Source organism: Sporolactobacillus putidus, assembly GCF_014647035.1.
GTDB classification, from domain to species: Bacteria; Bacillota; Bacilli; order Bacillales; family Sporolactobacillaceae; genus Sporolactobacillus; species Sporolactobacillus putidus.
This window is the reverse complement of the sequence record NZ_BMOK01000003.1, coordinates 36046-60470: the sequence shown is the minus strand read 5'-3', so window position 1 is coordinate 60470 and position 24425 is coordinate 36046. Positions and strand designations below refer to the sequence as shown.

28 protein-coding genes, 1 pseudogene and 1 riboswitch are annotated in these 24425 nt (G+C 47.8%); of the genes and pseudogenes, 4 read left to right on the top strand and 25 right to left on the bottom strand.

Features of this window, described 5'->3' with window-relative positions; all coding sequences use genetic code 11:
* Positions 1–22: 22 nt before the first annotated feature.
* The 21 genes from IEX81_RS04415 to IEX81_RS04315 form a co-directional block, all read right to left on the bottom strand.
* Positions 23–556, bottom strand: coding sequence for a spore maturation protein (locus tag IEX81_RS04415; protein ID WP_229727470.1), 534 nt, complete (start codon positions 554–556; stop codon positions 23–25).
* Positions 557–1150, bottom strand: coding sequence for a nucleoside recognition domain-containing protein (locus IEX81_RS04410; RefSeq protein WP_188801862.1), 594 nt, complete (start codon positions 1148–1150; stop codon positions 557–559).
* Entirely contained in the window at positions 1147–2292 is a 1146-nt protein-coding gene (locus IEX81_RS04405; RefSeq protein ID WP_229727469.1) for a D-alanyl-D-alanine carboxypeptidase family protein, read from the bottom strand. Before IEX81_RS04405 ends, IEX81_RS04410 begins: the two co-directional genes overlap by 4 nt.
* Positions 2293–2543: 251 nt before the next feature.
* Positions 2544–3146, bottom strand: a complete 603-nt coding sequence (scpB, locus tag IEX81_RS04400; protein ID WP_308424061.1) for an SMC-Scp complex subunit ScpB — start codon at positions 3144–3146, stop codon at positions 2544–2546.
* Entirely contained in the window at positions 3109–3897 is a 789-nt protein-coding gene (locus tag IEX81_RS04395; RefSeq protein WP_188801860.1) for a segregation/condensation protein A, read from the bottom strand. The genes scpB and IEX81_RS04395 overlap by 38 nt, the downstream gene beginning before the upstream one ends.
* A 256-nt stretch (positions 3898–4153) precedes the next feature.
* On the bottom strand, positions 4154–4528 hold the full coding sequence (locus tag IEX81_RS04390; protein WP_188801859.1) for a GNAT family N-acetyltransferase: 375 nt from the start codon (positions 4526–4528) through the stop codon (positions 4154–4156).
* A 150-nt stretch (positions 4529–4678) separates the two neighbouring features.
* Positions 4679–6007, bottom strand: coding sequence for a diaminopimelate decarboxylase (gene lysA, locus IEX81_RS04385; protein ID WP_188802088.1), 1329 nt, complete (start codon positions 6005–6007; stop codon positions 4679–4681).
* A 125-nt stretch (positions 6008–6132) separates the two neighbouring features.
* Positions 6133–6316: riboswitch (Lysine riboswitch) on the bottom strand.
* A 62-nt stretch (positions 6317–6378) separates the two neighbouring features.
* Positions 6379–7869, bottom strand: a complete 1491-nt coding sequence (locus IEX81_RS04380; RefSeq protein WP_188801858.1) for a spore germination protein — start codon at positions 7867–7869, stop codon at positions 6379–6381.
* 31 nt (positions 7870–7900) lie between these two features.
* Positions 7901–8251 carry a stage V sporulation protein AE gene (spoVAE, locus tag IEX81_RS04375; RefSeq protein ID WP_188801857.1) on the bottom strand — a complete coding sequence of 117 codons (351 nt, stop codon included), beginning with the start codon at positions 8249–8251 and terminating at the stop codon, positions 7901–7903.
* Entirely contained in the window at positions 8248–9267 is a 1020-nt protein-coding gene (gene spoVAD, locus IEX81_RS04370; RefSeq protein WP_188801856.1) for a stage V sporulation protein AD, read from the bottom strand. Before spoVAD ends, spoVAE begins: the two co-directional genes overlap by 4 nt.
* A 16-nt stretch (positions 9268–9283) precedes the next feature.
* Entirely contained in the window at positions 9284–9733 is a 450-nt protein-coding gene (gene spoVAC, locus IEX81_RS04365) for a stage V sporulation protein AC (protein ID WP_188801855.1), read from the bottom strand.
* 182 nt (positions 9734–9915) lie between these two features.
* A complete protein-coding gene (sigF, locus tag IEX81_RS04360) occupies positions 9916–10674 on the bottom strand; it encodes an RNA polymerase sporulation sigma factor SigF (protein WP_188801854.1) in 759 nt (252 codons plus the stop codon).
* 12 nt (positions 10675–10686) lie between these two features.
* The gene (spoIIAB, locus tag IEX81_RS04355) at positions 10687–11127 is read right to left on the bottom strand and encodes an anti-sigma F factor (RefSeq protein WP_188801853.1); all 441 of its coding nucleotides are present in this window, start codon (positions 11125–11127) and stop codon (positions 10687–10689) included.
* Positions 11128–11478 (bottom strand): anti-sigma F factor antagonist, encoded by a 351-nt coding sequence (gene spoIIAA, locus IEX81_RS04350; protein ID WP_188801852.1) that lies wholly within the window; start codon positions 11476–11478, stop codon positions 11128–11130.
* A gap of 157 nt (positions 11479–11635) precedes the next feature.
* Positions 11636–12808 carry a D-alanyl-D-alanine carboxypeptidase family protein gene (locus IEX81_RS04345; RefSeq protein WP_188801851.1) on the bottom strand — a complete coding sequence of 391 codons (1173 nt, stop codon included), beginning with the start codon at positions 12806–12808 and terminating at the stop codon, positions 11636–11638.
* A gap of 329 nt (positions 12809–13137) precedes the next feature.
* Positions 13138–13959, bottom strand: coding sequence for a purine-nucleoside phosphorylase (locus IEX81_RS04340; RefSeq protein WP_229727468.1), 822 nt, complete (start codon positions 13957–13959; stop codon positions 13138–13140).
* Positions 13960–14000: 41 nt separating this feature from the next.
* Entirely contained in the window at positions 14001–14891 is an 891-nt protein-coding gene (locus IEX81_RS04335; protein ID WP_188801850.1) for a tyrosine recombinase, read from the bottom strand.
* 5 nt (positions 14892–14896) lie between these two features.
* The gene (locus tag IEX81_RS04330) at positions 14897–15148 is read right to left on the bottom strand and encodes a DUF4227 family protein (RefSeq protein ID WP_188801849.1); all 252 of its coding nucleotides are present in this window, start codon (positions 15146–15148) and stop codon (positions 14897–14899) included.
* A gap of 277 nt (positions 15149–15425) precedes the next feature.
* Complete coding sequence (gene fur / locus IEX81_RS04325; RefSeq protein ID WP_188801848.1) at positions 15426–15926, bottom strand: ferric iron uptake transcriptional regulator; 501 nt, start codon at positions 15924–15926, stop codon at positions 15426–15428.
* Between the two features lie 190 nt (positions 15927–16116).
* The gene (gene spoIIM / locus IEX81_RS04320; protein WP_188801847.1) at positions 16117–16749 is read right to left on the bottom strand and encodes a stage II sporulation protein M; all 633 of its coding nucleotides are present in this window, start codon (positions 16747–16749) and stop codon (positions 16117–16119) included.
* A 118-nt stretch (positions 16750–16867) separates the two neighbouring features.
* Positions 16868–17410 carry an NUDIX domain-containing protein gene (locus tag IEX81_RS04315; RefSeq protein WP_188801846.1) on the bottom strand — a complete coding sequence of 181 codons (543 nt, stop codon included), beginning with the start codon at positions 17408–17410 and terminating at the stop codon, positions 16868–16870.
* Between the two features lie 365 nt (positions 17411–17775).
* Between IEX81_RS04315 and IEX81_RS04310 the strand changes: the two are divergent.
* Positions 17776–19039, top strand: a pseudogene (locus IEX81_RS04310) (MFS transporter).
* A gap of 17 nt (positions 19040–19056) precedes the next feature.
* Here IEX81_RS04310 and IEX81_RS04305 read toward each other — a convergent pair.
* Both IEX81_RS04305 and IEX81_RS04300 read right to left on the bottom strand, forming a co-directional pair.
* Positions 19057–19653: a DNA-3-methyladenine glycosylase I gene (locus IEX81_RS04305; protein ID WP_188801845.1), complete on the bottom strand. Its 597-nt coding sequence runs from the start codon at positions 19651–19653 to the stop codon at positions 19057–19059.
* An 82-nt stretch (positions 19654–19735) separates the two neighbouring features.
* A complete protein-coding gene (locus IEX81_RS04300; RefSeq protein ID WP_188801844.1) occupies positions 19736–20731 on the bottom strand; it encodes an LLM class flavin-dependent oxidoreductase in 996 nt (331 codons plus the stop codon).
* A 279-nt stretch (positions 20732–21010) separates the two neighbouring features.
* Here IEX81_RS04300 and IEX81_RS04295 point away from each other — a divergent pair, with 279 nt between their 5' ends.
* Positions 21011–21325: a thioredoxin family protein gene (locus IEX81_RS04295; RefSeq protein ID WP_188801843.1), complete on the top strand. Its 315-nt coding sequence runs from the start codon at positions 21011–21013 to the stop codon at positions 21323–21325.
* Between the two features lie 165 nt (positions 21326–21490).
* On the opposite strand, the gene IEX81_RS04290 is transcribed toward IEX81_RS04295, so the two are convergent.
* A complete protein-coding gene (locus IEX81_RS04290; RefSeq protein ID WP_373292335.1) occupies positions 21491–22414 on the bottom strand; it encodes a cation diffusion facilitator family transporter in 924 nt (307 codons plus the stop codon).
* A gap of 251 nt (positions 22415–22665) precedes the next feature.
* Between IEX81_RS04290 and gloA2 the strand changes: the two genes are divergently transcribed.
* The gene (gene gloA2, locus IEX81_RS04285; RefSeq protein WP_188801841.1) at positions 22666–23058 is read left to right on the top strand and encodes an SMU1112c/YaeR family gloxylase I-like metalloprotein; all 393 of its coding nucleotides are present in this window, start codon (positions 22666–22668) and stop codon (positions 23056–23058) included.
* Between the two features lie 85 nt (positions 23059–23143).
* Positions 23144–23848, top strand: coding sequence for a purine-nucleoside phosphorylase (gene deoD, locus IEX81_RS04280; protein WP_188801840.1), 705 nt, complete (start codon positions 23144–23146; stop codon positions 23846–23848).
* A gap of 121 nt (positions 23849–23969) precedes the next feature.
* Here deoD and IEX81_RS04275 read toward each other — a convergent pair whose 3' ends face one another.
* A complete protein-coding gene (locus IEX81_RS04275; protein WP_188801839.1) occupies positions 23970–24413 on the bottom strand; it encodes an NUDIX hydrolase in 444 nt (147 codons plus the stop codon).
* Positions 24414–24425: the final 12 nt, after the last annotated feature.

Here is a 24425-nt window from a genome sequence, read left to right as displayed (position 1 = left end):
TGAGTGGAGCGTTCGAGTTCATTTACTTTCCGAAGACGAGCGTGACAATCAGGACGGAGCAGATCACACCTATTGCATCAGCAAGAAGTCCGACCTTAAGGGCATCTCCGATCTTTTGAACGCCCACCGCGCCGAAATAAACCGTTACTACATAAAAAGTCGTGTCCGTACTTCCCTGCATGACCGACGCCAGCCGCCCGATAAAAGAATCCGGTCCGTACGTTTTAATCAGATCACTCATCAAGCCAAGTGCACCGGTTCCTGAAATCGGGCGCAGTATCGCCAGCGGAACGACTTCGGGAGGCATACCGATGGCCGAGAGTAAAGGTCCGATTGAACGAATCAGGGCATCCATCGCTCCGGATGACCGAAATACAGCGATCGCTGTCAGCATGCCGACCAGAAACGGCATGATTGAGACGGCAAGAGAGAAACCTTCTTTTCCTCCCTCCACAAAAGCCTCGTATGATGGAATCCGCTTAAAGGTCCCGTATAAAAGAATCATCCCGATGAGAGACGGGATCAGCCAGATGGAAAGTGCGGTCACTGAGGCCAATTACTTCCTCTCCCTTCGCTTGCGACGATGATAGAAGAACCGGTCGATCAGGATGGCCGACAGTGTGGTACACAATGTTGCCAGCAGTGTCGGTCCGACAATATCTGTCGGGGAAGCGGACCCGTACTTCATCCTGATCGCGATGACAGTCGCCGGGACAAGGGTCAGGCCGGATGTATTCAGAGCAAGCAGCGTAATCATCGAACGGCTTGGCTTCGTACTTCCCCCGTTTAATTTTTTCAGCTCCTTCATCGCCTTGATCCCCATCGGTGTCGCCGCGTTTCCAAGTCCGAACAGATTAGCAATCGTGTTCGATAGAATGTAGCCCATAGCCGGATGGTCGGCAGGCACCTCGGGAAAGAGCAGCCTCATGACCGGTTTAAATAAGCGGCTTAATTTTTCCAGCAGTCCCGATTTTTCCGCAATCTTCATTAAGCCGAGCCAGAAAATAAGCACGCTGATCAGCCCGATACAGATCGCTACCGCGTCTGAAGCAGATTGAAAAACGGCCTGATTGACCGAGTTCATCGTCCCGTGAAACGCCGCGTACACCATGCCAATGACGAACAGAGCCACCCATATCACATTAATCATGGCAACTCACTCCCTGTAAACTCCGCCTTAAAAAAATCTGCGAAAAGGGGCCATAATCCCTTGGTTTTCTCTTTGGCTTTTTCGTAGAAAAGGGGAACTTCGGCAATTTCGCGGTTTCCGAGCAGGATCACGACACGCCCCGCCGGTGACGGAGGCGTCCAATTTTTATTTTGTACCGGCGGTCTGATCAGAATCAGTTTTTTGGTAAAGCTTCTTTGCTCGTCTTTGGTAAGCGGAAGGAAAAGTGACCTTGAAGCATAGAGATGTCCGCGATAAAAAGGATCCGCATTTGCCTCGAATTTCCCTTTTCTTACCACTTCTGTCTGCTGATATACAGAAAACGCCCATTCAAACAGATTTTTGTGATCCAGCCAATCATTGCCGTCATTTAGCGTCACGGCAATCAAATCAAGCTGATTCTTTGAAGCGGTGGAAATCAGTGTGCGTCCGGCCGTTCTTGTAAATCCCGTTTTCCCGCCTGTCGAAAACGGATATTGGGTGAGCATTTTATTTTTATTCCGCCAGAGGCGGACGCCCTCCTTGTTTGTTGCGGATGCCTTATAGACTTTGGTTTGAACGATTTTACGAAAAAGGGCGTGACTCATCGCATATTGAGTAAGAATAGCCATATCGTCCGCTGTTGAATAATGATCGGGATTATCGAGCCCGTTCGAGTTCGTAAAATGTGTATCCGTCATACCGAGCAGCCTGGCTTTCTCATTCATCAGGAACACAAAACCGGCTTCGCTTTGCGCAACTGCCTCGGCTATAGCCACGGCGGCATCGTTTCCTGAGCGAAGCATCAGTCCGTAGACCAGATCTGCGAGCCTGATCTTTTCCCCGGGCTTAAGATAGATTGAGGATCCTCCGGCTTTGATCGCTTGATCGCTTATCGTCACCATTTGGTTCATTTTCCCCGATTCAATGGCAAGGACTGCGGTCATGACTTTTGTGATACTTGCGATCGGAAGTTCTTCAGTACCGTTTTTTTCATATAAAATGCGCCCTGATGAACGATCCATCAACACGGCCGCCTGTGCGGAGACCCCCGGTCCCGCTCCGAAGGCCTGTCCAGGGAGAATAGAAAAACAGATTGCCGTACATAAGAAAACACAGGCCGCTTTTTTCAATGTGACCCTCATGACACCCATCCCCTGTCCTGATGTTAATACAAGCTTATGCCTGGACAGGTAGATTATGAGTTAATCTTTTTTTGTTTGTTTTAGAAAGAGCAGGCCTGAAACAGATGATGCGGAAAAGGAGGAAAAGCGGAGCAGAGGCCGGAAAACTTGAACGGAATCGGGGATGCAGACCTATTATCTGTACAAGGCCGCTGAAAAGATCGAGTCAATGAGGAACAGAACCTTCTCACATTCTTTCAAAGTACGGAGCATTATAAATCTTTCACTGTCTCTTTATATTTATCGTAAAAAAGGTCAAAAGCGTCAAGCTGCTCGTTCGGATGGATTGCCGCGTCCAGCAGCGGCGGCAGTTCATCGAGTGTGTGCAGTCCGAAATAATCCAGAAAAACGGATGTAATTCCGTAAAGAATTGCTCGTCCTGTCCCCTCTGCACGCCCTACCTCCTTAATTAAACCCTTTGTCATTAGCGTTTGGATGGCCCTCTCCGACTTGACACCCCGTACCTCCTCAATGGCGATCCGGGAAATGGGCTGCTTATAAGCGATAATCGCAACGGTCTCCAGTGCAGCCTGAGAAAGCGGTGCTGTTTTTGGAATGGCCGTGAATTTTTCGGCATATGCCGCCATAAAAGGCTTTGTTGTCAGCCGGTAGCCGCCAGGAAGGTCAACAATCATCAGGCCGGAAGACTCATTATCCAGATTATCCTTCTTCATTTTCTCAACCATGTTTCTGATTTCATGTTCGGAACAATCCGGAATGACCCCTTTGATCTGATCAACCATAAGACCTTCCTCACCGGTCAGGTAGAGAAGACCTTCAATAATTGAACGCATCTGTGCCTGCTTCAAACTCATCAGCTCCTTCCCCAAGCCCGATCATAATATCGGCAAAATTTGTTTTCTGGATACAATAAATCACATTTTTTTTCATCAGCTCCAATAGAGCAAGAAAGGTAACAACGACGCTTGTCCGATCCCGATACTGGAAAAAGGAATCAAAACTGACAGGACGGCCGGCGCGCCTCAGAGTGCCGATCATTTCATTCATTTGACGTCCGATTGGCAGGACCTGCCGGGCAATTTTCGTATCAAGGGGTGCTTCCAGTCTTTTTCTGATCATCATCCTTTGAAATGCCTTCAGCATATCGTGAATCGTTGCCCGTCCGGATACGGGGATCGGTGTTGTATCATTACTGGCGTAACGGCTCAGATCACTCGGAAGTTTCGAAAAGAGCTGCATCCGCTCCGTTTCATTTGTCCTCAATTCTTCTGCCGCCTCTTTATAACGCCGGTAGTCAATCAGCTGCTGCATCAGTGCCTCGCGAGTTTCTTCCGGATCCTCATAGGATTCGTCCGCATCTTCATCAGGCAATTCAGGTTTGGGAAGCAGCATTCGGCTTTTCATCGCAATGAGTGTCGCGGCCATCACCAGATACTCACTAGCAATATCCAGTTCGAGCCTTTGCATCTGATGAATAAAATCCAGATACTGATCGGTGATCTCCGCAACCGGAATATCATAAATATCGATCTCCAGTTTCTTGATTAAATGCAGAAGCAAATCAAGAGGACCCTCGAAAGCATCAATTTTCACTGTGTATTCCAAACTTCATCCCTCTGATTCCATTCTTGATGCCAATATCATAGCACAGTGCATCTATTCCGTGAATCCGCTGCGCAATCAATCACAGCCGATCTTCGCCGTTCAGACCGTCTCAGCAGTGACGCATCCTTCACTTAACTGACGAAACTTGCAAAAAAACTTCGGCATCGCTATTTTTAAAAACACCGATAGAATGCACAACAAAACACGTTCGCTGAATCATTCATTTTCCAGATTATCAAATGAAAAAAGAAACCAGTCAATCTTTGGTTTCTTTTTCTTCTTCGCGAAAACAATTTTCAAAATAAGATTTTATTGCCGCTGACGGTACAACTCGCACGTCTTCGCCAAGCGCCGTGCCAAGTGCAAGAATAATGGCCCTACCGACGCCCTGCGCACGGTACGACGGGTTGACACTGATATGCTCAATCTCCGCTTCATGATCGTTTTTAAAATGAATGCCGACCACGCCGATGATGTCATCCCCGTTTTTCCATAAAAATAGCTGCCATTTTTCATCTTCTTCATACTTCCTTATTGTCTGCAGAAGCACCTTTATCTCTTTCTCCGACGGGACAAAAGACAGCAAACCCATAGCTATCTTTTCATAACTCTTTTTGTAACGAATCAGCATTTTTGACCCCTCATTACCACGAGATAATGAATTTTCCACACGTGAACCTTTACTTTAAAAAGATATCACGCTCTATATTATAACCAAAAGCTGTGAAAAGTGCATCCATATAAATACGGAGAGCCGAAATTGCGCAATACGCAGACTGAATCATTCACGTGATGAGAATGTCTTCAGCGGCACATCATGCCGAATCAGATCTTCATAGGTCTCCCTGCGCACGACAATAGATGCTTCCCCGTCTTCCACAAAAACGACCGCCGGATTCGGAAGCCTGTTATAGTGGCTGGCCATGGAGTAGCCGTAAGCCCCTGTACAGAGAACAGCCAGAAGATCCCCGCTTTTGAAGGATTCAGGAACAAGCGCATCCTTAATCAGAACATCACCCGTTTCACAGCATTTTCCGGCAATCGTCACACTCTGATCTGCCGGTTCATTGGCACGGTTCGCACAAATAGCTTCATAGTTCGCCTGATACAGGGCGGGACGAATATTATCGGCCATTCCCCCGTCAACGGCTATATATTTTCGGATACCTGGAATATCTTTTGACGAACCCAAGGTATACAGTGTTGTTCCCGCTTCGCCAACGATGGACCGGCCGGGTTCGATCCATACTTCCGGAACGCTCAGAGAATGCCGTGCACATTCATCCTCAATCGTATCAACGATAGCATCAATGAACCGGCCGATCGGAAGCGGATGATCGCTGCCGGTATACTTGATTCCGAAACCTCCACCGACGTTCAGCACCTTCATGTGGAAATTCATTTTGCGCGTCCACACATTCATATGGCTGAAGATCGCTCGGATTGCCCTGACAAAACCCTCTGTCTCGAAAATTTGCGAACCAATATGGCAGTGAAGGCCCTTCAGTGCGAGATGTTCAGACCTCAAGGCCAAAAGGACTGCTCTCTCGGCCATTCCATTATCCAGATTGAACCCGAACTTTGTATCATCATGCCCGGTCATAATAAATTCGTGGGTATGTGCCTCAACTCCGGGCGTGATCCTCAGTAGAATCTCCATATTCTGCCCTCTTTCGGCACACATCTGATCAAGTACATTCAATTCTGAAAAGTTATCAACAATGACTGCACCTATTTTCGCATCCAGAGCCATTGCCAGTTCATCCTTAGACTTGTTATTGCCGTGAAAGTGAATACGTTCTGCCGGAAATCCCGCTTTCAGAGCGGTATAAAGTTCACCGCCGGACACAACATCCAATGAAAGGCCGAAATCACCCGCAAGCTGGATCATCGCAAGAGTCGAAAAGGCTTTGCTTGCATAAGCAATCTGCCAGCTCAAAGCGGTGTGCTTGGAGAAGGCCTCCTTAAATGACCTGATTTTTTGTTTCATCAGAGCTGTATCATAAACATAAAGCGGCGTCCCGAACTCTTCGGCAAGCCGGACGGTATCTATTCCGCCAATATAAAGATGACCGTCTTTTCCGATCGTTTGTGTCCCGTACAAAAAAATCTCCCCTTCCATCCATGCCGACGCACTTCCGCTATATCCCGTTCCATCGCTCTTTTTGATCAGAGGCTTTCGCACCAAACAAATAGACCTGCATAGCGAAGTATACAGGCCGTGTCGTATCCGTTCGCTCGAAAAGTGCTCCACCGCTTCATTATTTTATCCGCAGTGACAGTCTGCAGCCTGTTTGGCGGCAGCCCAGCAGCCTGCTTTTAGGAAAACAGGCGCTTCGGCAAGTTGACCTTTCCGGAATGATCGCTGCTCCCTGGGCTCCCATTCCGTACTCATTCGCCTTGCTCCTCTTATCTGTTCAAAGGATGAGATCGTGTGAAATTTAGTGTAAGTGTATCATGATCAGGGAACAAAGACAAGTTTTAATTCGACTTGCTTTTAACAGGTTGACGGTACTTATCCAGCGGACGGACAATACTTGGACGAAGCACGGATGTCGGCATCGCTCGGCGGATCAGGATATTGTAGAGACCGGTCGGATTAAAGGGAATAAACGGCCATAAATAGGGTGTATTCAGGTTTTTGACATGTGAAAGATAGATGATTGTCAAAGTGGTCACAATCATGAATCCGGGCACATGAAAAAAGGCAACCGTCAAAATCAGCACGACTCTGACAATCTTATTGGCCAGCTGGAGGTCATAGCTCGGTGTTGCAAATCCGCCGACTGCTGAAACGGAAGTGTAAAGAATGACTTCCGGTACGAAGACACCCACTTCAATGGCAATCTGCCCGATCAGGACAGCCGCTATTAGGCCAAGAGCCGTCGAAAGAGGAGTCGGTACATGTATCGCGGCCATCCGCAACGTTTCGATACCTACCTCCGCAATAAGAATTTGAATGAGCAGCGGAATGTGGAAATTTTTTTTGTCCGGTCCGATAAAACTCAGCTGAGATGGCAGAAGATGATCCTGTACAAGTAAAAGCCAGAGAGGGACCAAGAAAATAGAAGCGAATATAGCAATAAAACGTGCCCACCGCTCATACGCGCCCGATATCGTTACCTGACGGTATTCCTCAGCATGTTGTATATGATGGAAGAATGTTGTGGGCAAAATCATGGCACTGGGGGAAGTGTCTGTGATCATGACGACATGTCCTTCTAAAATGTGTGCAGCAGCTACATCCGGACGCCCGGTATAGCGTGCAAGCGGGAATGGATTCCAGCCCTGTTTAAGGACAAATTCTTCAACTGCGTTGTCCGCCATAGGTATCCCGTCAATTTTGATAGACTTAAGCTCTTTTTTTAACGTTTTAATCAATTCTGGATTGGCTAAATCCTTTATGTAGCACAGACTTACATCGGTTTTCGATCGTTCACCGACCTGAACCAGTTCACTGCGGAAGTGAGGATCACGAATGCGACGACGGATCAAGCCGGAATTTTCAATAATGTTTTCCGTAAATCCGTCTTTTGATCCGCGCACAACTTTTTCGACTTCAGGTTCCTGAGGCTGACGCCCGGGATAGTGGCGAAGGTCGATCGAAAATCCGGTTGTTTCACCGTCCACCAACAAAACGATCCGGCCGGTAAGCATTTTATCAACCACATCATTAAGCGTGGTGATCTCCTCGACCTGTTCATGAACAAGATGCTGTTTAATTTCCTGGAAAACATCGGAAGTGTGTTCATTATCGTTTGAAAAACGCATGAACTCGCGCATCATAACTACCAGTATGCTTGTGTCCATCAGGCTGTTTGTATAGTAAATCTTGCTTTCCTGTCCAAGCAGCCGGATGCTGCGTTCCCCCATATCAAAATTGGCCGGACCAAAATCAAGAATTTGCCGCATTTTTTCGGAATTTTCTCTGATATCGGCACTGATCGGTGTTTTTTCCTCTTGCTTTTGCATAGCCTCCGCCTTCCTTCTAGTTACTTTCTGATTACCCTTTAGGCTTGAAGAAGAGTGCGACAAGAAAGCCGAACAGAATGGCCGAGGTAATGCCGGAGGAGGTCAGCTTAAAAATGCCGATCGCAACCCCGAGATAACCATGCTCATGCCCCTCTGACATCGCACCATGAAGGAGAGAGTGGCCGAAACTGGTAATGGGAATCGTCGCACCTGCGCCGGCAAACGCGATCAGTTTATCGTAGAGACCGAACGCGTCAAGCAGAGCGCCAAGAACGACAAATGAAACAACGACATGTACAGGTGAAAGTTTGAAAAGATCCATAAGCAATTGTCCGACCACGCATATTGCCCCGCCGACGAGAAAAGCGTAGAGAAAAATCATTGATCTCCCTCCTTCGCTGTCTCTAGAACGACACCGTGGGCAATGCACGGGATTGTGTCTTTCTGTTTTGGTGTCGCTTTATTCAGGAGCGCGCCGGTTGCCACGACCAAAACCCTTTTCAATGAACCTTCCGCCAGCCTTTTGTACAGATAGCCGTACGTAACTACCGCGGAACAGGCGCATCCGCTTCCTCCCGCACCGACCGGCTGGTCCGAACTATAGATCATGAGCCCGCAATCCTGATGAACGTTGGAGATGTCAAGCCCTTTCTCGATCAGCAATTCTTTCAGAATAGGGGTGCCAACGCTTGAGAGATCCCCTGTCACGATCAGGTCGTAGTCATCAGGCACCCGGCCCGTATCTTGAAAATGGGTCCAGATGGTGTCAGCGGCTGCTGGGGCCATCGCAGAACCCAAGTTGTTCGGATCCCCGATTCCCCAATCAATCACTCTCCCGATCGTTGCCTCGCATACCCTGACCTTACCCCGTTCCTTCGTCACGATGGCCGCTCCGGCTCCGGTCACCGTAAAGGTTTGGGTCAGATTCAGAGGTCCGCCGTATTCTGTTGGATTACGGAACTGGCGCTCCGCCGTGGCGTTATGGCTGCTGACCGCGCACAGAACATTATCCGCATATCCGCTGTCAACCAGCTGCGCCCCGGCAGCCAGTGTCTCCATGGACGTTGAACAGGCACCAAACATACCGATAAACGGAACACGGTTCTCCTTGGCGATAAAATTGGATGTAACCGTCTGATCCGTGAGATCCCCCGCAAGAAAAAGATCCATGTCTCCTTCTTGCTTTCCCGCTTTGGCGAGACAATATGAGATCGCCCGGCGCATCAGAGCCCGTTCTGCTTCAATCCAATCTTTCTCTCCGCAATTCAGCGAGTTATAGGCCTTATCAAAATTTCCGGAAAGCGGGCCGCGCGCCTCTAACGGCCCGACCGCCGTTCCGGTAGCGGCTAGATAAATCGGATGATCAAATCGCCATGTCTGTTTTCTTACCTTGCTCACCGGCATTCCCTCCTCTTTAAAAAATCTGCTCAATAAAGAGACGTATCATGCCCAGTACGGCCGCAGAAACAACCCCGAAGACAATCACGGCACCGGCAAGTGAAAAGAGATTGGTTGCAATTCCGAGAACGACACCTTCATTTTTGTGTTCTAAGGCCGCACTGGTTATTGAATTGGCAAATCCAGTGACCGGCACGATCGAGCCCGCCCCGCCAAAGCGGGCAAGTTTATCGTAGAAGCCGAATCCGGTCATCAACGAAGAAATGAGAATGAGCGTGGCAGCGGTCGGATCGCCGGCCGTTTGTTTTGTAAAATGAAATAAAGAGATATACAAAGTTTGGAAACATTGGCCCGCGAGACAAATAAACCCGCCGACAAGAAAGGCCTTCAGGCAATTCATGAAATATGGAATTTTTGGTTGAAAGGGTTTAATATTCTCGCTGTAATTTTTCGGATCATTTAGCATAGACTCATCAAGCTCCTTTCTGGAACTGCTGAGATTTAGTATCTGACAGATGCTGAAAAATATGCAGGCCATCTAAATTAATCAACCAAGAATTTTTTTAAGTGATTTTGAATCACCGTTCAAAAAAAGCTAAAAAATCCGGCCCCTTTTTGAGGCCGGATAACTTTTGAAAAGATGAATGGCTATTCAGCCATCTGACTTTTGATTTCCTCAAGTATTTTTTTTTCAAGCCGGGAAACCTGAACCTGGGAAATTCCGAGACGCGCAGCGACCTCTGTCTGTGTCTGATCTTTATAATAACGGAGATATACGATCAGCTTTTCCCGTTCATCAAGATGTTCCACCGCTTCCCGGATCACCATCTTATCAAACCACTTTCCGCTTTCTGCATCTGAAATCTGATCTAGAATAGTAATCGGATCACCGTCATTTTCGAAGACTGTTTCATGAATGGATGAAGGCGCCCGGATCGCTTCCTGAGAAAGCACAATGTCTTCAGGAGATAGATCGAGCGCATCGGACAGCTCACCGATCGTCGGATTCCGGCCAAGCTTCTTCGATAATTCGTCACGTTTTTTTCTGACTTTGATCCCGGTTTCCTTCAGCGAACGACTGACCTTAACCACACCGTCATCTCTTATGAAACGCTGAATTTCGCCGATGATCATCGGTACCGCATAAGTCGAGAACTTGACATCAAAAGATAGATCGAATTTGTCGACCGACTTCAGCAGCCCGATACAGCCGATCTGAAACAGGTCATCCGGTTCGTAACCCCGGTTGATAAACCGCTGAACGACCGACCAGACGAGTCTCATATTCCTCTTCACAAGCTGATCGCGTGCCTCATGATCTCCCGACTGGCTGCGCTTAATCAGTGTCTTAACTTCTCCGTCGTCCAGCAACGGCTCCTTCGCTCCAATTTTCCGATCAAGCTCCATAAGCATGTCTCCCTACTTGCAAACCGCTTTATTATGGATAATTTCCTTCGTCATGATAAGGGTCGTTCCCTTTCCTTCCTCTGTTTCCACCGCCACATGATCCATGAAATTTTCCATAATCGTAAATCCCATTCCTGACCTTTCCAGTTCCGGCTTCGTTGTAAAGAGCGGCTGCTTGGCCTGCTCAACATCCTTTATCCCGACCCCGTCGTCATGAACGCTTAATCTGACGGTCCCGTCTTCAAGCTGAGCAGTAATTTTCACCAGACCTTTTCCGCTGTTTTCATAGCCATGAATAATGCAGTTTGTGACCGCTTCCGATACAACCGTCTTGATTTCCGTCAGCTCGTCCAAAGTCGGATCAAGCTGGGCCACGAAAGCTGCCACCGTCACACGGGCAAAGGATTCATTTTCACTGACTGCTGAAAAAGAAAGCGACATCTCGTTTTTCATTCATGCCACCCCCAGGGTATGCAGAGCATATTCTTCATCCATTTCAAGACGGATGATTTTAAACATTCCGCTCAACTCAAACAGCCGGCGAACGTCCGGCGAAATCGAGCAGACGACCATCTCGCCGCCAAGACCGACAATCTTCTTATAACGGCCGAGAATCACCCCGAGGCCTGAACTGTCCATAAATGTCAGACTTCCAAGATTCAGCAAGATATGATGAACCACTTCTTCCTCCATTACCGCGTTGACCCTTTCCCGAAGTTCATCTGCCGTATGATGGTCAAGTTCCCCTGCGAGCCGGATACAGAGCACACCGTTTTTGACTTCCAAATCAATTTGTAAACTCAATATGACTCTCTCCTCTCCCTGTCAAACCTTATTTCTTAGCTGCAACTCATTCAGCTGCTATGAAACAATTTTACTAGTTGTTCTTTTCTCTACCCGTTCTTAATGTTCCTTCCCGCTGACAGAACTAGTGCTCAATCAGCAAATCTCGCGTTTTCACTCAATGCACCAAAATTGATCCGGCGCTTCGCTTAAAAAGCTGCCACCAGGACGCTCTTTTAATGTTTTCCTTTACAATCAAAGGCGTTTTGGAGATGACCTGATTGTGTTTACTGATTGTGTAGTAGCCAACAACTGTTCCCGCCTTGATAGGCGCCTGAAGCGGACGCGATATGTCGACTTTTTTCTGAAGCCCGTTCGCGCTCTCCCCCTTCTTTAAGAGCAGAACGGCAGAATTTCCGGTGACAATAGGAACCTGGCCATGATCACCTTTATTCACTTTGGCTGAAGCAACTGCTATATTTTTTCCAAGTATCTGCTTAGTCGTATAATTGGCAAACGCTTCGTCCATCAGCCCTGCTATTTCCTTATTCCTTTCTTTTGGGGAAGGCGCGCCCATGATAACAGCAATCACTCTCATGCCGTTTCGCTTAGCCGTCGCAGTGAGACAGTATTGCGCCTCATTCGTAAAACCTGTTTTCAATCCGTCCGCACCCGGATACGTTTTGATCAGTTTATTTGTGTTGACCAGCCAAAACTTCTTATCTGTGTTCTGACGAAGGTAGTCCTCATATTTGGAGGTATAGTGAAAAACCTGATCATACCGGGCAAGCTCGCGGGCCATGATGGCCATATCATGTGCGCTCGTATAATGATCCCGCACCGGGAGTCCCGTCGGATTCTGGAATGTCGTGTGCGTTAATCCCAACGATTTCGCTTCCTGATTCATCTTCTGTACAAACGCTTTTTCAGATCCGCTGATATACTCGGCCATCGCCACCGATGCATCGTTTCCTGACGCAATAGCGATCGCTTTGAGCATCTCGTCAACGGTCATTGTTTCCCCAGGTTCAAGAAAAACCTGCGACCCTCCCATGGACGCAGCATGCTCGCTGACCGTTACCTTCTCATTCAATGAAATCTGATGCCGACTCAGCGCCTTAAAAATCAATAAAAGCGTCATTATTTTCGTCATGCTTGCAGGCGGCAGTTCCTTGTCTGCGTTCATCTGATAGAGCACTTTTCCCGTTTCCTCTTCGATGACAATGGCCGACTTCACCTGTTGAACCTTCTCAGCCGGTGTTCCGGCGGTCTGCACAGAAGCTGCTGCTGCCGGAACAAGCGCGGTGAAAAGCAGCACCGCGCAAATCAAACATGCTGAAAATGCCTTCATGAATCTACCTCCTCGCTATTATCTTCACTATTTTTTCCACAATCGGATCTTTTATACGGACAAAGAATAGAAAAAAAAAGATCCTGCCAAGGCAGGACGTATACTTCTTTTTTATTGGTAACCGTTGCACCATTATGATCTATTCACTATGTGAATACCATCACTCAACGGCCTATTATCGCGTTAATAAACAGGCTCTCCCCGTACCATCTTTGAATCTTTGCAGACCGAGGGTCCGGCTGCTTTTCCGCAAAATAACAAGGGGTGATTCAGAAAAGAAAAAAACAGTGGAGAGATAAACAGCTTTTCAGATCGTTAAAACTGTTTTCTCAGGAACCAATATGCCGCACAATTTTTTTCACCAGTCTTGTGAAATCTTCTTTCACGCGATTCGCCGTATCGATGACTTCGGCATGAGAAAGCGGCTTGTTCAGGATACCGCTTGCCATGTTCGTGATACACGAAATACCGAGGACTTTCAGGCCCGCGTGGTTGGCTGCAATGACTTCCGGCACGGTCGACATGCCGACTGCGTCCGCACCAAGGGTACGCATCATCCGAATTTCCGCCGGTGTTTCATACTGGGGGCCATGGGTCGCAAGATAAACACCCTCCTGAATGCCGATGCCAAGTGAAGAGGCTGCCCTTTTTCCCAAATCGATCAAAGCGGGATTATAGGGTGCGGACATGTCGGGGAAACGAGGTCCCTCATTTTCATTATTGGGTCCGATCAGCGGGCTTCCGCCAAGCATATTGATATGATCGCGAATCAGCATGAGATCCCCGGGATGAAAATCCGTGTTGATTCCGCCGGCAGCATTAGTTACAATCAGGTTCTCGACTCCCAGAGCCTTCATGACGCGCACTGGAAAGGAGACCTGCCTAAGGGAATAACCTTCATAGTGATGATAACGTCCCTGCATCGCCATAACATTTTGTCCTTCCAATTGACCGATCACAAACTGCCCTTTATGCCCTTTAACGGTCGGTTCCGGAAAGTGGGGCAGCGTTTGATAGGGAATTCGGTCAGCATGCGTCATATCCTCAGCGATATCGCCCAGCCCCGATCCGAGAATCAGTCCGATCTTAGGATTTTGCCGGGTCATTGCCCGTACGACTTCAATAACGTCTTCAACCTGGTTCATCTTCATCTTTCCACTCCATTTGTTTTCTTTTTTTGGTCAAAAAGCTGTCAGGCACGGGGATGGAAGCGCGCATAAACGTCCTTCAGCCGTTGTTTCGCCGGACGCGGGTACCTTTGAGAAGCCAGTTTGTCCATGCGGCCCATCAACTCTTCCACTGATTCGGGATCCGCTCCGTTTTCAAGCATATGTGCTTCCAGTGAATGCCGCAGCGTTTCCGGAGACAGTGATTCTCCGATTCCCGTTTGCCTTGCATACTGTTTGAGAAGTTTCCAGAAGCCCTGTCTCGTTATCCGGCGTCCCTGACGATTAAGAAAGAGCGCTTGTTCATCCTGAAAACCATTCACTCTTTTCCGTACTTCTGTTATGTAGGTTTTCATGGTCTGACGCGCCTGCCTGCCGAGAGGAATGACGCGTTCGCTTCCTTTGCCCGTGCTGCAGCGGACAAAACCCATAGACAGATTCAGATCATCGAGGTCCAGCAGGACGAGTTCGCTTACCCGCATGCCGGTCGCGTATAACAATTCCAGCATCGCGCGATCCCTGCACCCCGATTCGGTCTCTTCATCCGGAGCGCCAAGCAGTGTTTCAACCGCACTCACTGAAAGGATTTGGGGAAGCTTCTGCTCGACCTTGGGTACTTCCATGGCGTATGACGGATCACGATCCGTCTGGTGATTTCTCAACAGAAAACGGTGAAAACCGCGAACCGCAGCTGCTTTTCGGGCCAGTGTCGCCGGAGCGCTGCCTTTGTCCTTCAGCCAGTAAAGATACTTCATCACGTCAACTTCCGTGACCTGCGACCATAAATGACACCCGGCTTCGTCATTCAGAAAATTTATATATTGTGCAAGATCCCTGCGGTAGGCTACCAGCGTATTCACTGAAAGCCCGCGTTCATGTTTTAGCCCGTCCAGAAACTCGTTCAGCTTCTCCTGCATGTCCCTCATTCTCCGTCTCGCAAAAATTCAAAGATCCGTGCCCAAAAATCCCAAGTCCTGTTCTCAAAATTTCCGCGGCCCGCCGCCGGCTGCTGGAGGCTGACTCTAACCGCACCACCGCCCGGTTCATCATAGCGATGAAAATTTGCCTGCTGCCTGTCCACCCAGGCGAGTCCGAAATAAAAAGCAGCCGTCAGCACTATGAAAAGCGTCAGCATTTTCCAGATCCGCAGAGTCATTTGCAGATACTCTCTCACCTTCCGTTCACCTCATCAGCACGGCTTATCCTACTTAAGAGGATTCACTTATATGGATATGCCTTAAGTGCCTGAAAACATACCGGCGGAGACTGCATTTTTCAATAACGGGTTTTGGCTCGGATTGCGGTCATTGCCTGCATGCTACAATTGTATCTGTTCTGATTAAATTAGAAAAGATCGAGGCAGAACAAATGAAAAAACAGCCTGCTCTTTTTGTTCAGACTGCCTCGTTCGATACGCTACTCGGCTCGATTTATATTTTCGCCGATCGCTGTTATACTTTTTCCACTTCATGTTCCAGCTCATTTTCATGATCCTGCCTGTTCTCAGCCTCACGTTTCTCCAGACACCGATGACAGATGCCGTGAAAAGTCAGGCGATGATCCTTTACTTTAAAGTGCCACCGGCGCTCCACGAGTTTTTCCACATCGCCAAGGAGATCTTCCTGTATCTCGTCCACTGCGCCGCATTCGATGCAAACCAGATGATGATGAAAATGGTTGGCGCCCTCCTGCCGCAGATCGTAGCGTGAGACACCGTCTCCAAAATTTATCTTGTCAACAACTTTCAGTTCGGTTAATAGTTCAAGTGTCCGGTACACGGTGGCCAGACCGATTTCAGGTGCCTTTTCTTTCACGAGGAGGTAAACATCTTCAGCACTGAGATGATCTTGTTCATTTTCAAGCAAAACTCTCACTGTTGCTTCACGCTGAGGTGTCAGCTTATACTTTTGTGCATGAAGCTGTTTCTTGATTCGATTGATCCGACCTTCCATACAAATCCCTCCCGGCATGATCACAGAAGAATTATAATCCTTATCAAATCGGGTGTCAATTTTAAATAAACTAATTTTTAAATTGAAATCATTTTATTTTGAGAAAGGAAAATGAATCGGTAAACCGCCGTGGAGTAAATTCACATTATCATTTGTTTAACCCATTCTCATATTTAATCTCTCAAATTCATTACGGAATAAAAAGGCGTATAAGTGCTGGTGAAATATACGCTTCATAACTGGATGCCGCGGCCAGAACGACAACCGAACCCGCAAAAGTTATTCCGTAGCCGACAAACTGGGGGAGAATCGGGTCATTGCGCTTTTTCACCAGCAGCTGACGGATAATCTTCAGGGAAAATGCCACAGAAATGACCGCAAGGAACAAATAGTTGGGCATGATCAGCAGGTTCTGTGGAAAGACACTCACCATTGAAGCAAGAAAACCGTGCAGACCCAGCTGGCTGACAAGGAAACCAACCGTAAATCCTAGAACCATACCCTTGACAAAAACAAGCAGGAAAATAATCGGAAGCCCTATTATCGAAAGCCCTAATAGAAAGATCAGCCCAAGATACTGCAGGCCGTTAAGCAGGCTCTCCTTGAACAAAAGGCCCGGATCTGCAATTTGTCCCCGTGACAGTTCCCCAAAGAACTGCTGAAGATAATGGAGCAGATCGCTCTTCGATCCATAGGAGAGACTATTCACGACAATCGCCCCGAATATAATGCCCATCAGAAACAGTCCGGTCACGAATGTGTAAAGCGATAAGTATTCTTTGACGTGCTCAAAAACAATCTTTTTAATCCTCTGCCCGATCATTTCAGAACCTCCCGCCCGGATTCTCTCAAATAGAAACGATAATCTATTCTATGATTCTCCGAGAAAGCTATGCCCGGGGAGGAAGAGATTTTATCCAGCCGGTTCTTTAGCAAACCTATTATTTTTGCATGGCCTTAAGCTGCATGTATTGGACGGCATAGACCGTTTTCGCATCGGCAATGCGATGATCGCGAACCATTTGAACGGCTTCGCCCAGGTCAACCGCATAGACTTCAAGAAACTCGTCGTCGTCAAGATGCTGCCTTCCATTTGTCAACGTATTGGTAAAATAGATGTTCAGCAGTTCATCGGAAAACCCGGGTGAAGAATAGAATGAAGCGATCCGTTCCAACTGCTCGCACTGATGTCCTGTTTCTTCTTCCAGTTCACGCATAGCCGAATCGTCAGGATTTTCTCCCGGTTCGAGTTTGCCCGCCGGAATTTCATAGATAATTTTGTCAAGAGGATAGCGATACTGTCTGACGAGCAGCATTTTCTCATCTTCAGTGACCGCTATAATTGCCACGGCGCCGGGATGCCTGACAACTTCTCTCGTCGCGTCATTGCCGTTCGGAAGGCCGACTTTGTCAACCAGAAGATGAACGACCCTTCCTTTAAAAATTTCCGTTGATTCTATTTTTTTTTCTGTTAATCCATCCATTACACCTGCACGCCCTTCTTTTTTCTACTATAAGTAGAAAATTTTTAAGGATTATCGTATAAGCAGCCGAACACAAGCACCGCGGCCTGCTCGGCATTAGGCCGTCCAGGTCCCTGCAAGCTAAGGCAACGCCCGCGCCAAAAGCTTGGTTAAGCCAAGTTTTCTAAAACTATTTTATCATATTTACTGATTGCATTTTTTGATTTTTAGACCGCCCTGTCGCTAATTGACGGCAACCCGAAGGAAGAATACACTAATTTTATATCACGAAAATCAGACGAGATCGTACAGTCTATTCAATCAACAATCGATTTCGAAAAACAAAAAAGTGAATGATCCTGATCGAAAAAAAGAGGCATTGAAAAATGAATGAAACACAGCGCATGACTCAATTACGAAAATATCCGCAGCTCATCGAACCGCTGATCGCTTCACGGGCATTTCGCGCTCTGTGGATCGGCAATTCGCTGTCCGTGTTCGGGTCGTCGATTACAAGTGTGATCGTTCCTGTCATCGTTTACTCACTGACCCATTCAACAGTGGCGATGGGACTGATCATGACGGCTTATATGCTCCCCAATGTTGTCATTCTGCCCTTCGCGGGCTTGATTGTCGATCAGGTCAATCGCGCCGTATTGATGCGTTCCGCCGACCTGATCCGATGTTTTCTAGTCCTCTCTGTCATGATCTGTGGATTAGCCAGCCTGCTGACCGTTCATTTATTAATGATTATCGCTGTTTTTCTTGGGCTTATGGACGGCTTGTTTCAGCCCGCTTTCTCAGCAATGCGCGCAACCGTTTTCGTTCCGGAAATACGCAATTCAGCCAATGCACTGACTCAGCTCACTGTACAGGGCATGCGCCTTCTTGGGCCGGCGATCGGCGGTTTGATCGTCGGCATTTTATCGGCTCCTGTCGGCTTCGGCGTTGACAGCCTGACTTTTTTCATTTCTTTTATTTGCCTGCTCTTTTTGACGAAAGAAGGGCGCGTCAAAAAAACCGGATCAGCTTCAGAAAAGAAGTCTTTCCTTCATGAATGTTTCGCAGGGATTCAGGTCATCAGGAAAAACACTTGGCTTTGGGTAACCATCCTTGCTTTCAGTTTTATTAACATATGCACCTCAGGGATTATTGCCATTCTGATTCCGTGGCTGATCAATATTCATCAGCATCTTCCCTCATATGTATACGGACTGGTTATGTCCGGAGACGCGGCCGGCGCCGCTCTGGCGGCTTTCGTCTTCGGAATGCGGAAAATCTGGCATCTTCGCGGGCTGATCGCCTACGGCGGTGTCGGAATCAGCGGACCTGTCCCTTATTTTCATGCCGCTCACGCATTCCGCATATATGCTGATCGGACTAATGATACTGGAGGGTGCCGGCATGATGGCATTCGGGCTGATCTGGGAAACAAGCCTTCAGGAACTGGTTGCTCCGGAAGCGTTCGGCCGTGTCGCCAGCCTGGACATGCTCGGATCATTTGCCCTGCTTCCGGCCGGATTCCTCTTTACCGGCTGGTTTGCCAATATCATCGGCGGAGCAGCGGCTATAACCATTTTGGGCGCCACGGTGGTTCTTTCGACGGTTCTCATTCTTCTTTGTATTCCCGCGATCCGCAAGTTCGACTGAAACCACTTTGAAACGGTTCATGCGTGTTCCGTTTTCTCTAAGATCTGCCTGTAGCAGAAGCAGCCGGTTTCGTGATCATTGACCATTCCGACCGCCTGCATAAAGGCGTAACAGATCGTTTCGCCGACAAACTTAAATCCGCGTTTTTTTAAATCTTTACTCATCAGCTGTGATTCCCTGCTTGAGGCCGGAATCGGGTCATGGGCCGAATAATGATGAACAATCGGACGATCCCCGACAAAATGCCAGAGATACTTACTGAAAGGCTGCTCTTTTTCAATCTCCAGATAGCTTTTCGCATTGGCTATAATGGCCTCTATTTTCCTCCGGTTGCGGATAATACCGGGATCAGTCATTAATTCTTCCACTTTCTCCTTTGAATAATCCGCGATCATCTGCGGATCAAATCCTGCAAATGCCGCCCTGTAATGATCGCGCCGTTTCAGGATTGTAATCCAGCTCAATCCCGCCTGCATCCCTTCAAGGCAGAGCATCTCGAATAATGTCCGCGAATCGAACTGGGGCCTCCCCCATTCTCGGTCATGATAGTCCAGATAAACAGGATCGGACGTATTCCAGTTGCACCTCTTCAAAATAAGTGATTCATTCTTCATTTAGCCGGCTCCTCTTTTTCTTTTCATTATAGCACATGTGTTCCCTTTCGTGATCATAAAAATCCCCGGTCTCCCGGGGGCGTTAGTGCATCACTTTAGCGATAAGTTCAAATGAGCGCAGCTTTGCTTCAAAGTCGTGAATATTGGTAATCAGCATGACTTCATCGGTTTGATAGGCCGCCGCAAGGTTTTCAAGTTCGCGCTTCACTTTTCGCGGACTGCCGACAATCATTCGGCCGCGATTTTCTTCCATCATCCCCCGTTCCCACTCTGATGGATTAAATTGTTCAGCCTCCTCGATCGTTGGAATAGCCGCGGACTGGCCCTGAGCGATTTTAATCATCCAATAACGGAGCGTGGAAGCTTGTCTTTCTGCTTCCTCATCGGTTTCGGCACAAACAGTAAAAATACAAACGGCAGACTTTGGATCCTTGTACAAGACCGAGCTTCGAAAGCGTGCTCGATAAGACTGAACAACTTCACTTCCGCCATGAGGGTTTATAAAATGGGCAAACATGAACGGCGTTCCCATTTCTGCTGCGATGCCTGCGCTTCCGTCTGATGATCCAAGCAGAAACATTTCAGGCGTTTTACCGGATCGCGGAGTAGCTCTTACCATTCGCAGCGGATGGTCCGGCGGAAGATTATCGGTCAGGAAACCAATCAAATCGCGCACTTTTCTCGGGAAGTCATTGAGGTCCCGCCGACTTGTGTCATTTAAAGCCCATGTGGCCCCCGGCATACCTCCCGGTGCACGTCCTATGCCAAGGTCAATTCGGCCGGGATGAAGATTTTCGAGCAGATGAAAGTTTTCGGCAACCTTATAAGGGCTGTAATGTGGAAGCAGCACACCGCCTGATCCGACATGAATCCGCGACGTCTGTGCGGCAACGTGGGCGATCATGATTTCAGGTGAGACGCTTGCCAGTCCTTCAGAATCATGATGCTCCGCGAACCAGATGCGCCGATAGCCCCATTTTTCTGCGGCCTTTGCAAGACGTGTACTGTTTTCCAGTGCCTGCCCGGGTGTCGATCCTTCGGAAATAGGCGACTGCTCTAATATACTAAGTTTAAGCATAAACTTAACCTCCGAACATTTGTATTGGCCGTCTTTCCTCTGAATGGAACCGGCATTTTCTTCTGATCGGATTTATCAGAATTTCTATTAGTGCTCGATTCAGCAGTCCGCTGAACGGCGAGCAGTTTCACTTCCCTTCTGTCTCTCTACTTTAGCATGTGCCGAGATGAAGACAAAGAAATTCAACCTGGCCGCATGTCGTGCAAAAATGTTGGAACTTATGATTCGATCTGTTAAAATAATTACATTTAAAATGAACCTACGAGAGGAAGCCCTGAAATGAAAGCTATTGAAACAGCGGAAGAATTCAAAGAAGTGACCGGCCAGCCGAAAACCGTGATTATCAAATTTGAGACAACCTGGTGCCCGGACTGCAAAAGACTGAACACGTACGTTGACGATATTGTAAAGGATTTTAGCTTTGAGTGGTTCTCGGCCGATCGCGATAAATTCCCGGATCTTAGCGAAAAATACCAGGTTCTCGGTATTCCGAGCCTGCTTGCTTTCAGGAATGGAGAAAAAACCGCACATCTGCGTGCAGATGACAAATCACCGGATGAAATCCGTGAATACTTAAAAACGATTGAGGCTTAAGAAAAACTTGGTGAAGCCAAGTCTTTGACGACGGCCTGAGCCTTAATTTTTGACGACGGCCCGAGCCTTAGTTTTTCTTATACTAGACACCTCTAATCTTTTATTTTTTATACTTTTGTATTTGTATAAAAAAATCATCCGCTCGGCGGATGATTTTTTATTCATTCATGCATGCTGTTTTCCCCCGGCGCAATCTGTATGACAACCTGAGAAAGCCGTTCCTTCGATCTGAATCGTCGAATGGTCCAGGTTATACGGTTCAAGAACCTGCTCGACTTTTCTGAGCATCTCGTCACGATCCGCCCGGTCATCGACTGTCAGATGACAGCTCAGTGACAAAAAACCGGAGGTAATCGTCCAGACATGCAGATCGTGAATCCCGCGTATACCCTCAACTTCAATGATCCGGTTGCGGACTTCTTCGATGTTCAGGTTATCCGGCCTGCTCTCCATCAATATGTTGATCGAAACCCTAGTTACCTGCCAGCCGCTCTTTACGATGATCAGTGACACAATGACACTTGCCAATGGATCGGCAATCGTCCAGCCAAAAAAGCCGATCATCAGCGCCGCTGCGATTGCACCGGCCGAGCCAAGCAGATCCCCCAGTACATGAGCGAACGCGCTTTTAACGTTCAGGTTTTCTTTCGTTTCTCCGCGCATCAGCATCCAAGCGACAGCAAGATTCACGAGAAGTCCGGCGGAAGCAACAATCAGCATGCCGGTGCCCGCCACTTTTACCGGATACATCAATCGCAAAATAGCTTCATAGATAATCCATGCGGAAACAATCAGAAGCAGAACCCCATTGAAAAGGGCGGTGAGAATTTCAAATCTCCGGTAGCCGAACGTCTTATTATTGTCGGCCGGCACTCTTGATCCGACTACAAGGGCTGTAAAGCTCAGGCCAAGTGAAACGGAATCGCTTAGCATGTGGCCTGCGTCCGATAAGAGTGCGAGACTATGGCTGACGAGGCCGCCAATTATTTCAATGATCATAAATCCGGTGATCAACATGAACCCGGCCAAAAGCGCTTTTTTGTTCGCTGAATGGCTGTGGTGATGTAAAATCTCATGATTGTGAGGAATTGTCTTCTCAGAATGAGCGGTTTTCATAACAAGGTCCCACCTATTATATGCTTTAAAAATCGGCTTCACCTAATCTCCGGCGATGCCGCGGGAATTAACATATGAATAGATATTCATGTGTTAAATATGACTGATTTTATCTGAAATGTCAATAGAACCGTGCCACTTTATGATAGCGCTTCCGTCTCTGAATCAGCCGTCCGTTTCTGATATACTATTCTTGAGCTTTTCATTCGACTGGAGGGTCAACTATGCAATGTCTGGGCATCCATCATTGTGCCATTATCTGTTCCGATTATCAGAAATCCAAGCATTTTTATGTTAATCTGCTTGGATTCAGAATTATCCATGAGACTTACCGCGCCGACCGGCAATCGTATAAGCTCGATCTGCAAATCGGTGACGGTTCATATGGACAGATCGAATTGTTTTCTTTTCCGGAGCCGCCGGAAAGGCCGACCCGCCCCGAAGCACGCGGTCTGAGGCATCTCGCATTCATCGTCGACGATGTCAGGGCGGCTGTAAGTGAACTGAAAGAGCAGGGAATTGAAACCGAGCCGATTCGAATAGACGAATTCACGGGAAAGCCCTTCACATTTTTCAGGGATCCCGATGATCTGCCGCTTGAACTCTATCAAAAATAGTGGACGGGACCATATCGCGTTGGTCCATTCGTTTTCCGGCATGGTAGAATATGAGGGATCCATACATAATCCGAGGGGGAATAACATGAGTATTCATATCGAAGCAAAACCAGGAGAAATCGCCGATACCGTCCTGCTTCCCGGCGATCCGCTCAGAGCGAAATATATTGCGGAAACATATCTCGAAGACGCGGCCTGCTATAACCATGTGCGGGGCATGCTCGGATATACCGGCACCTATCAGGGAAAACGTATATCCGTCCAGGGAACGGGTATGGGTATCCCTTCGATTTCTATTTATGTAAATGAACTGATTCGCGAATACGGCGTCAGAACACTGATCCGTGTCGGTACATGCGGAGGTATCAAGCAGGATATGCATGTCCGGGACGTTATTCTGGCCATGTCTGCCGCAACGGATTCAGCAGTCAATCATGCTGTTTTTCCTGACATCGACTATGCGCCGACGGCAGACTTCGAACTGCTGAGGAAGGCCTATGATATCGGAACGGAACAAGGTGTATCTCTCCGTGTCGGAAGCATTCTTTCCGCCGACGTATTTTACAGAGACAGCATGGACATCATGAGAAAACTGGCTGATTACGGCGTTCTGGCTGTCGAAATGGAAACAACCGCGCTCTATACACTCGCGGCAAAATACGGCGTGCGTGCGTTAACTATTCTTACCGTCAGCGACCATGTTTTTACCGGGGAAGAAACAACAGCTCAAGAAAGGCAAACTACATTTGACGATATGATTAAGATCGCTTTGGCGTCGTCGATCGGCTGACCCGCTGCAAATTTAAACAAAGAGAAAACGGACCCGTTGCAACCTATGCTGGGTCTTTTTTCAGTTCATGCAAATTTTCTTGAACTGCACCAATTCCATAATCCATACCCGAATTTTTCTTTTAAAGATAATCGTTAAGAATGTACCGATGGCTCTTTAACAGTTTTCCCGGAAGATTATCCGGGGCACGGAACTCGAACTTGATCGATTCGGAAGTATCGATGATGAACTCTCCTTTAAAAGTACTGGTCGAGTAGGCAACGGTGACGGCATAAAATTGATCACCATTTTCAGCAGTAACGAAATTTTGCGGTCCGGAATAGACATTAACTAACCTAAGCTGATCGATAACCAATCCCGTCTCTTCAAATACTTCCCGTTTTGCAGTTTCTTCGGCGGATTCCCCTAGTTCCATAAGTCCCCCCGGAATTCCCCATACTCCATCTGGAGAGCTGCGTTTCTGCAGGAGAATCCTGCCGATGTTATCGGTGATGATGGCCACAACCCCGACAAGGATTAAAGGCCGGTGTCCGACCAGTGCTCTTATTTCCTCTATATACCCCATTCTTTTATCCCC

What these genes read in the sequence shown, in the direction of transcription:
- IEX81_RS04410 (WP_188801862.1), bottom strand. Translation starts at nt 1,150, where the DNA reads ATGATTAATGTGATATGGGTGGCTCTGTTCGTCATTGGCATGGTGTAC.
- IEX81_RS04405 (WP_229727469.1), bottom strand. Translation starts at nt 2,292, where the DNA reads ATGAGGGTCACATTGAAAAAAGCGGCCTGTGTTTTCTTATGTACGGCA.
- scpB (WP_308424061.1), bottom strand. Translation starts at nt 3,146, where the DNA reads ATGAGTTTGAAGCAGGCACAGATGCGTTCAATTATTGAAGGTCTTCTC.
- IEX81_RS04390 (WP_188801859.1), bottom strand. Translation starts at nt 4,528, where the DNA reads ATGCTGATTCGTTACAAAAAGAGTTATGAAAAGATAGCTATGGGTTTG.
- IEX81_RS04380 (WP_188801858.1), bottom strand. Translation starts at nt 7,869, where the DNA reads ATGCAAAAGCAAGAGGAAAAAACACCGATCAGTGCCGATATCAGAGAA.
- spoVAE (WP_188801857.1), bottom strand. Translation starts at nt 8,251, where the DNA reads ATGATTTTTCTCTACGCTTTTCTCGTCGGCGGGGCAATATGCGTGGTC.
- spoVAC (WP_188801855.1), bottom strand. Translation starts at nt 9,733, where the DNA reads ATGCTAAATGATCCGAAAAATTACAGCGAGAATATTAAACCCTTTCAA.
- sigF (WP_188801854.1), bottom strand. Translation starts at nt 10,674, where the DNA reads ATGGAGCTTGATCGGAAAATTGGAGCGAAGGAGCCGTTGCTGGACGAC.
- spoIIAB (WP_188801853.1), bottom strand. Translation starts at nt 11,127, where the DNA reads ATGAAAAACGAGATGTCGCTTTCTTTTTCAGCAGTCAGTGAAAATGAA.
- IEX81_RS04345 (WP_188801851.1), bottom strand. Translation starts at nt 12,808, where the DNA reads ATGAAGGCATTTTCAGCATGTTTGATTTGCGCGGTGCTGCTTTTCACC.
- IEX81_RS04340 (WP_229727468.1), bottom strand. Translation starts at nt 13,959, where the DNA reads ATGAAGATGAACCAGGTTGAAGACGTTATTGAAGTCGTACGGGCAATG.
- IEX81_RS04335 (WP_188801850.1), bottom strand. Translation starts at nt 14,891, where the DNA reads ATGCAGGAGAAGCTGAACGAGTTTCTGGACGGGCTAAAACATGAACGC.
- fur (WP_188801848.1), bottom strand. Translation starts at nt 15,926, where the DNA reads ATGGAAGGTCGGATCAATCGAATCAAGAAACAGCTTCATGCACAAAAG.
- spoIIM (WP_188801847.1), bottom strand. Translation starts at nt 16,749, where the DNA reads ATGATCGGGCAGAGGATTAAAAAGATTGTTTTTGAGCACGTCAAAGAA.
- IEX81_RS04315 (WP_188801846.1), bottom strand. Translation starts at nt 17,410, where the DNA reads ATGGATGGATTAACAGAAAAAAAAATAGAATCAACGGAAATTTTTAAA.
- IEX81_RS04305 (WP_188801845.1), bottom strand. Translation starts at nt 19,653, where the DNA reads ATGAAGAATGAATCACTTATTTTGAAGAGGTGCAACTGGAATACGTCC.
- IEX81_RS04300 (WP_188801844.1), bottom strand. Translation starts at nt 20,731, where the DNA reads ATGCTTAAACTTAGTATATTAGAGCAGTCGCCTATTTCCGAAGGATCG.
- IEX81_RS04295 (WP_188801843.1), top strand. Translation starts at nt 21,011, where the DNA reads ATGAAAGCTATTGAAACAGCGGAAGAATTCAAAGAAGTGACCGGCCAG.
- gloA2 (WP_188801841.1), top strand. Translation starts at nt 22,666, where the DNA reads ATGCAATGTCTGGGCATCCATCATTGTGCCATTATCTGTTCCGATTAT.
- deoD (WP_188801840.1), top strand. Translation starts at nt 23,144, where the DNA reads ATGAGTATTCATATCGAAGCAAAACCAGGAGAAATCGCCGATACCGTC.
- IEX81_RS04275 (WP_188801839.1), bottom strand. Translation starts at nt 24,413, where the DNA reads ATGGGGTATATAGAGGAAATAAGAGCACTGGTCGGACACCGGCCTTTA.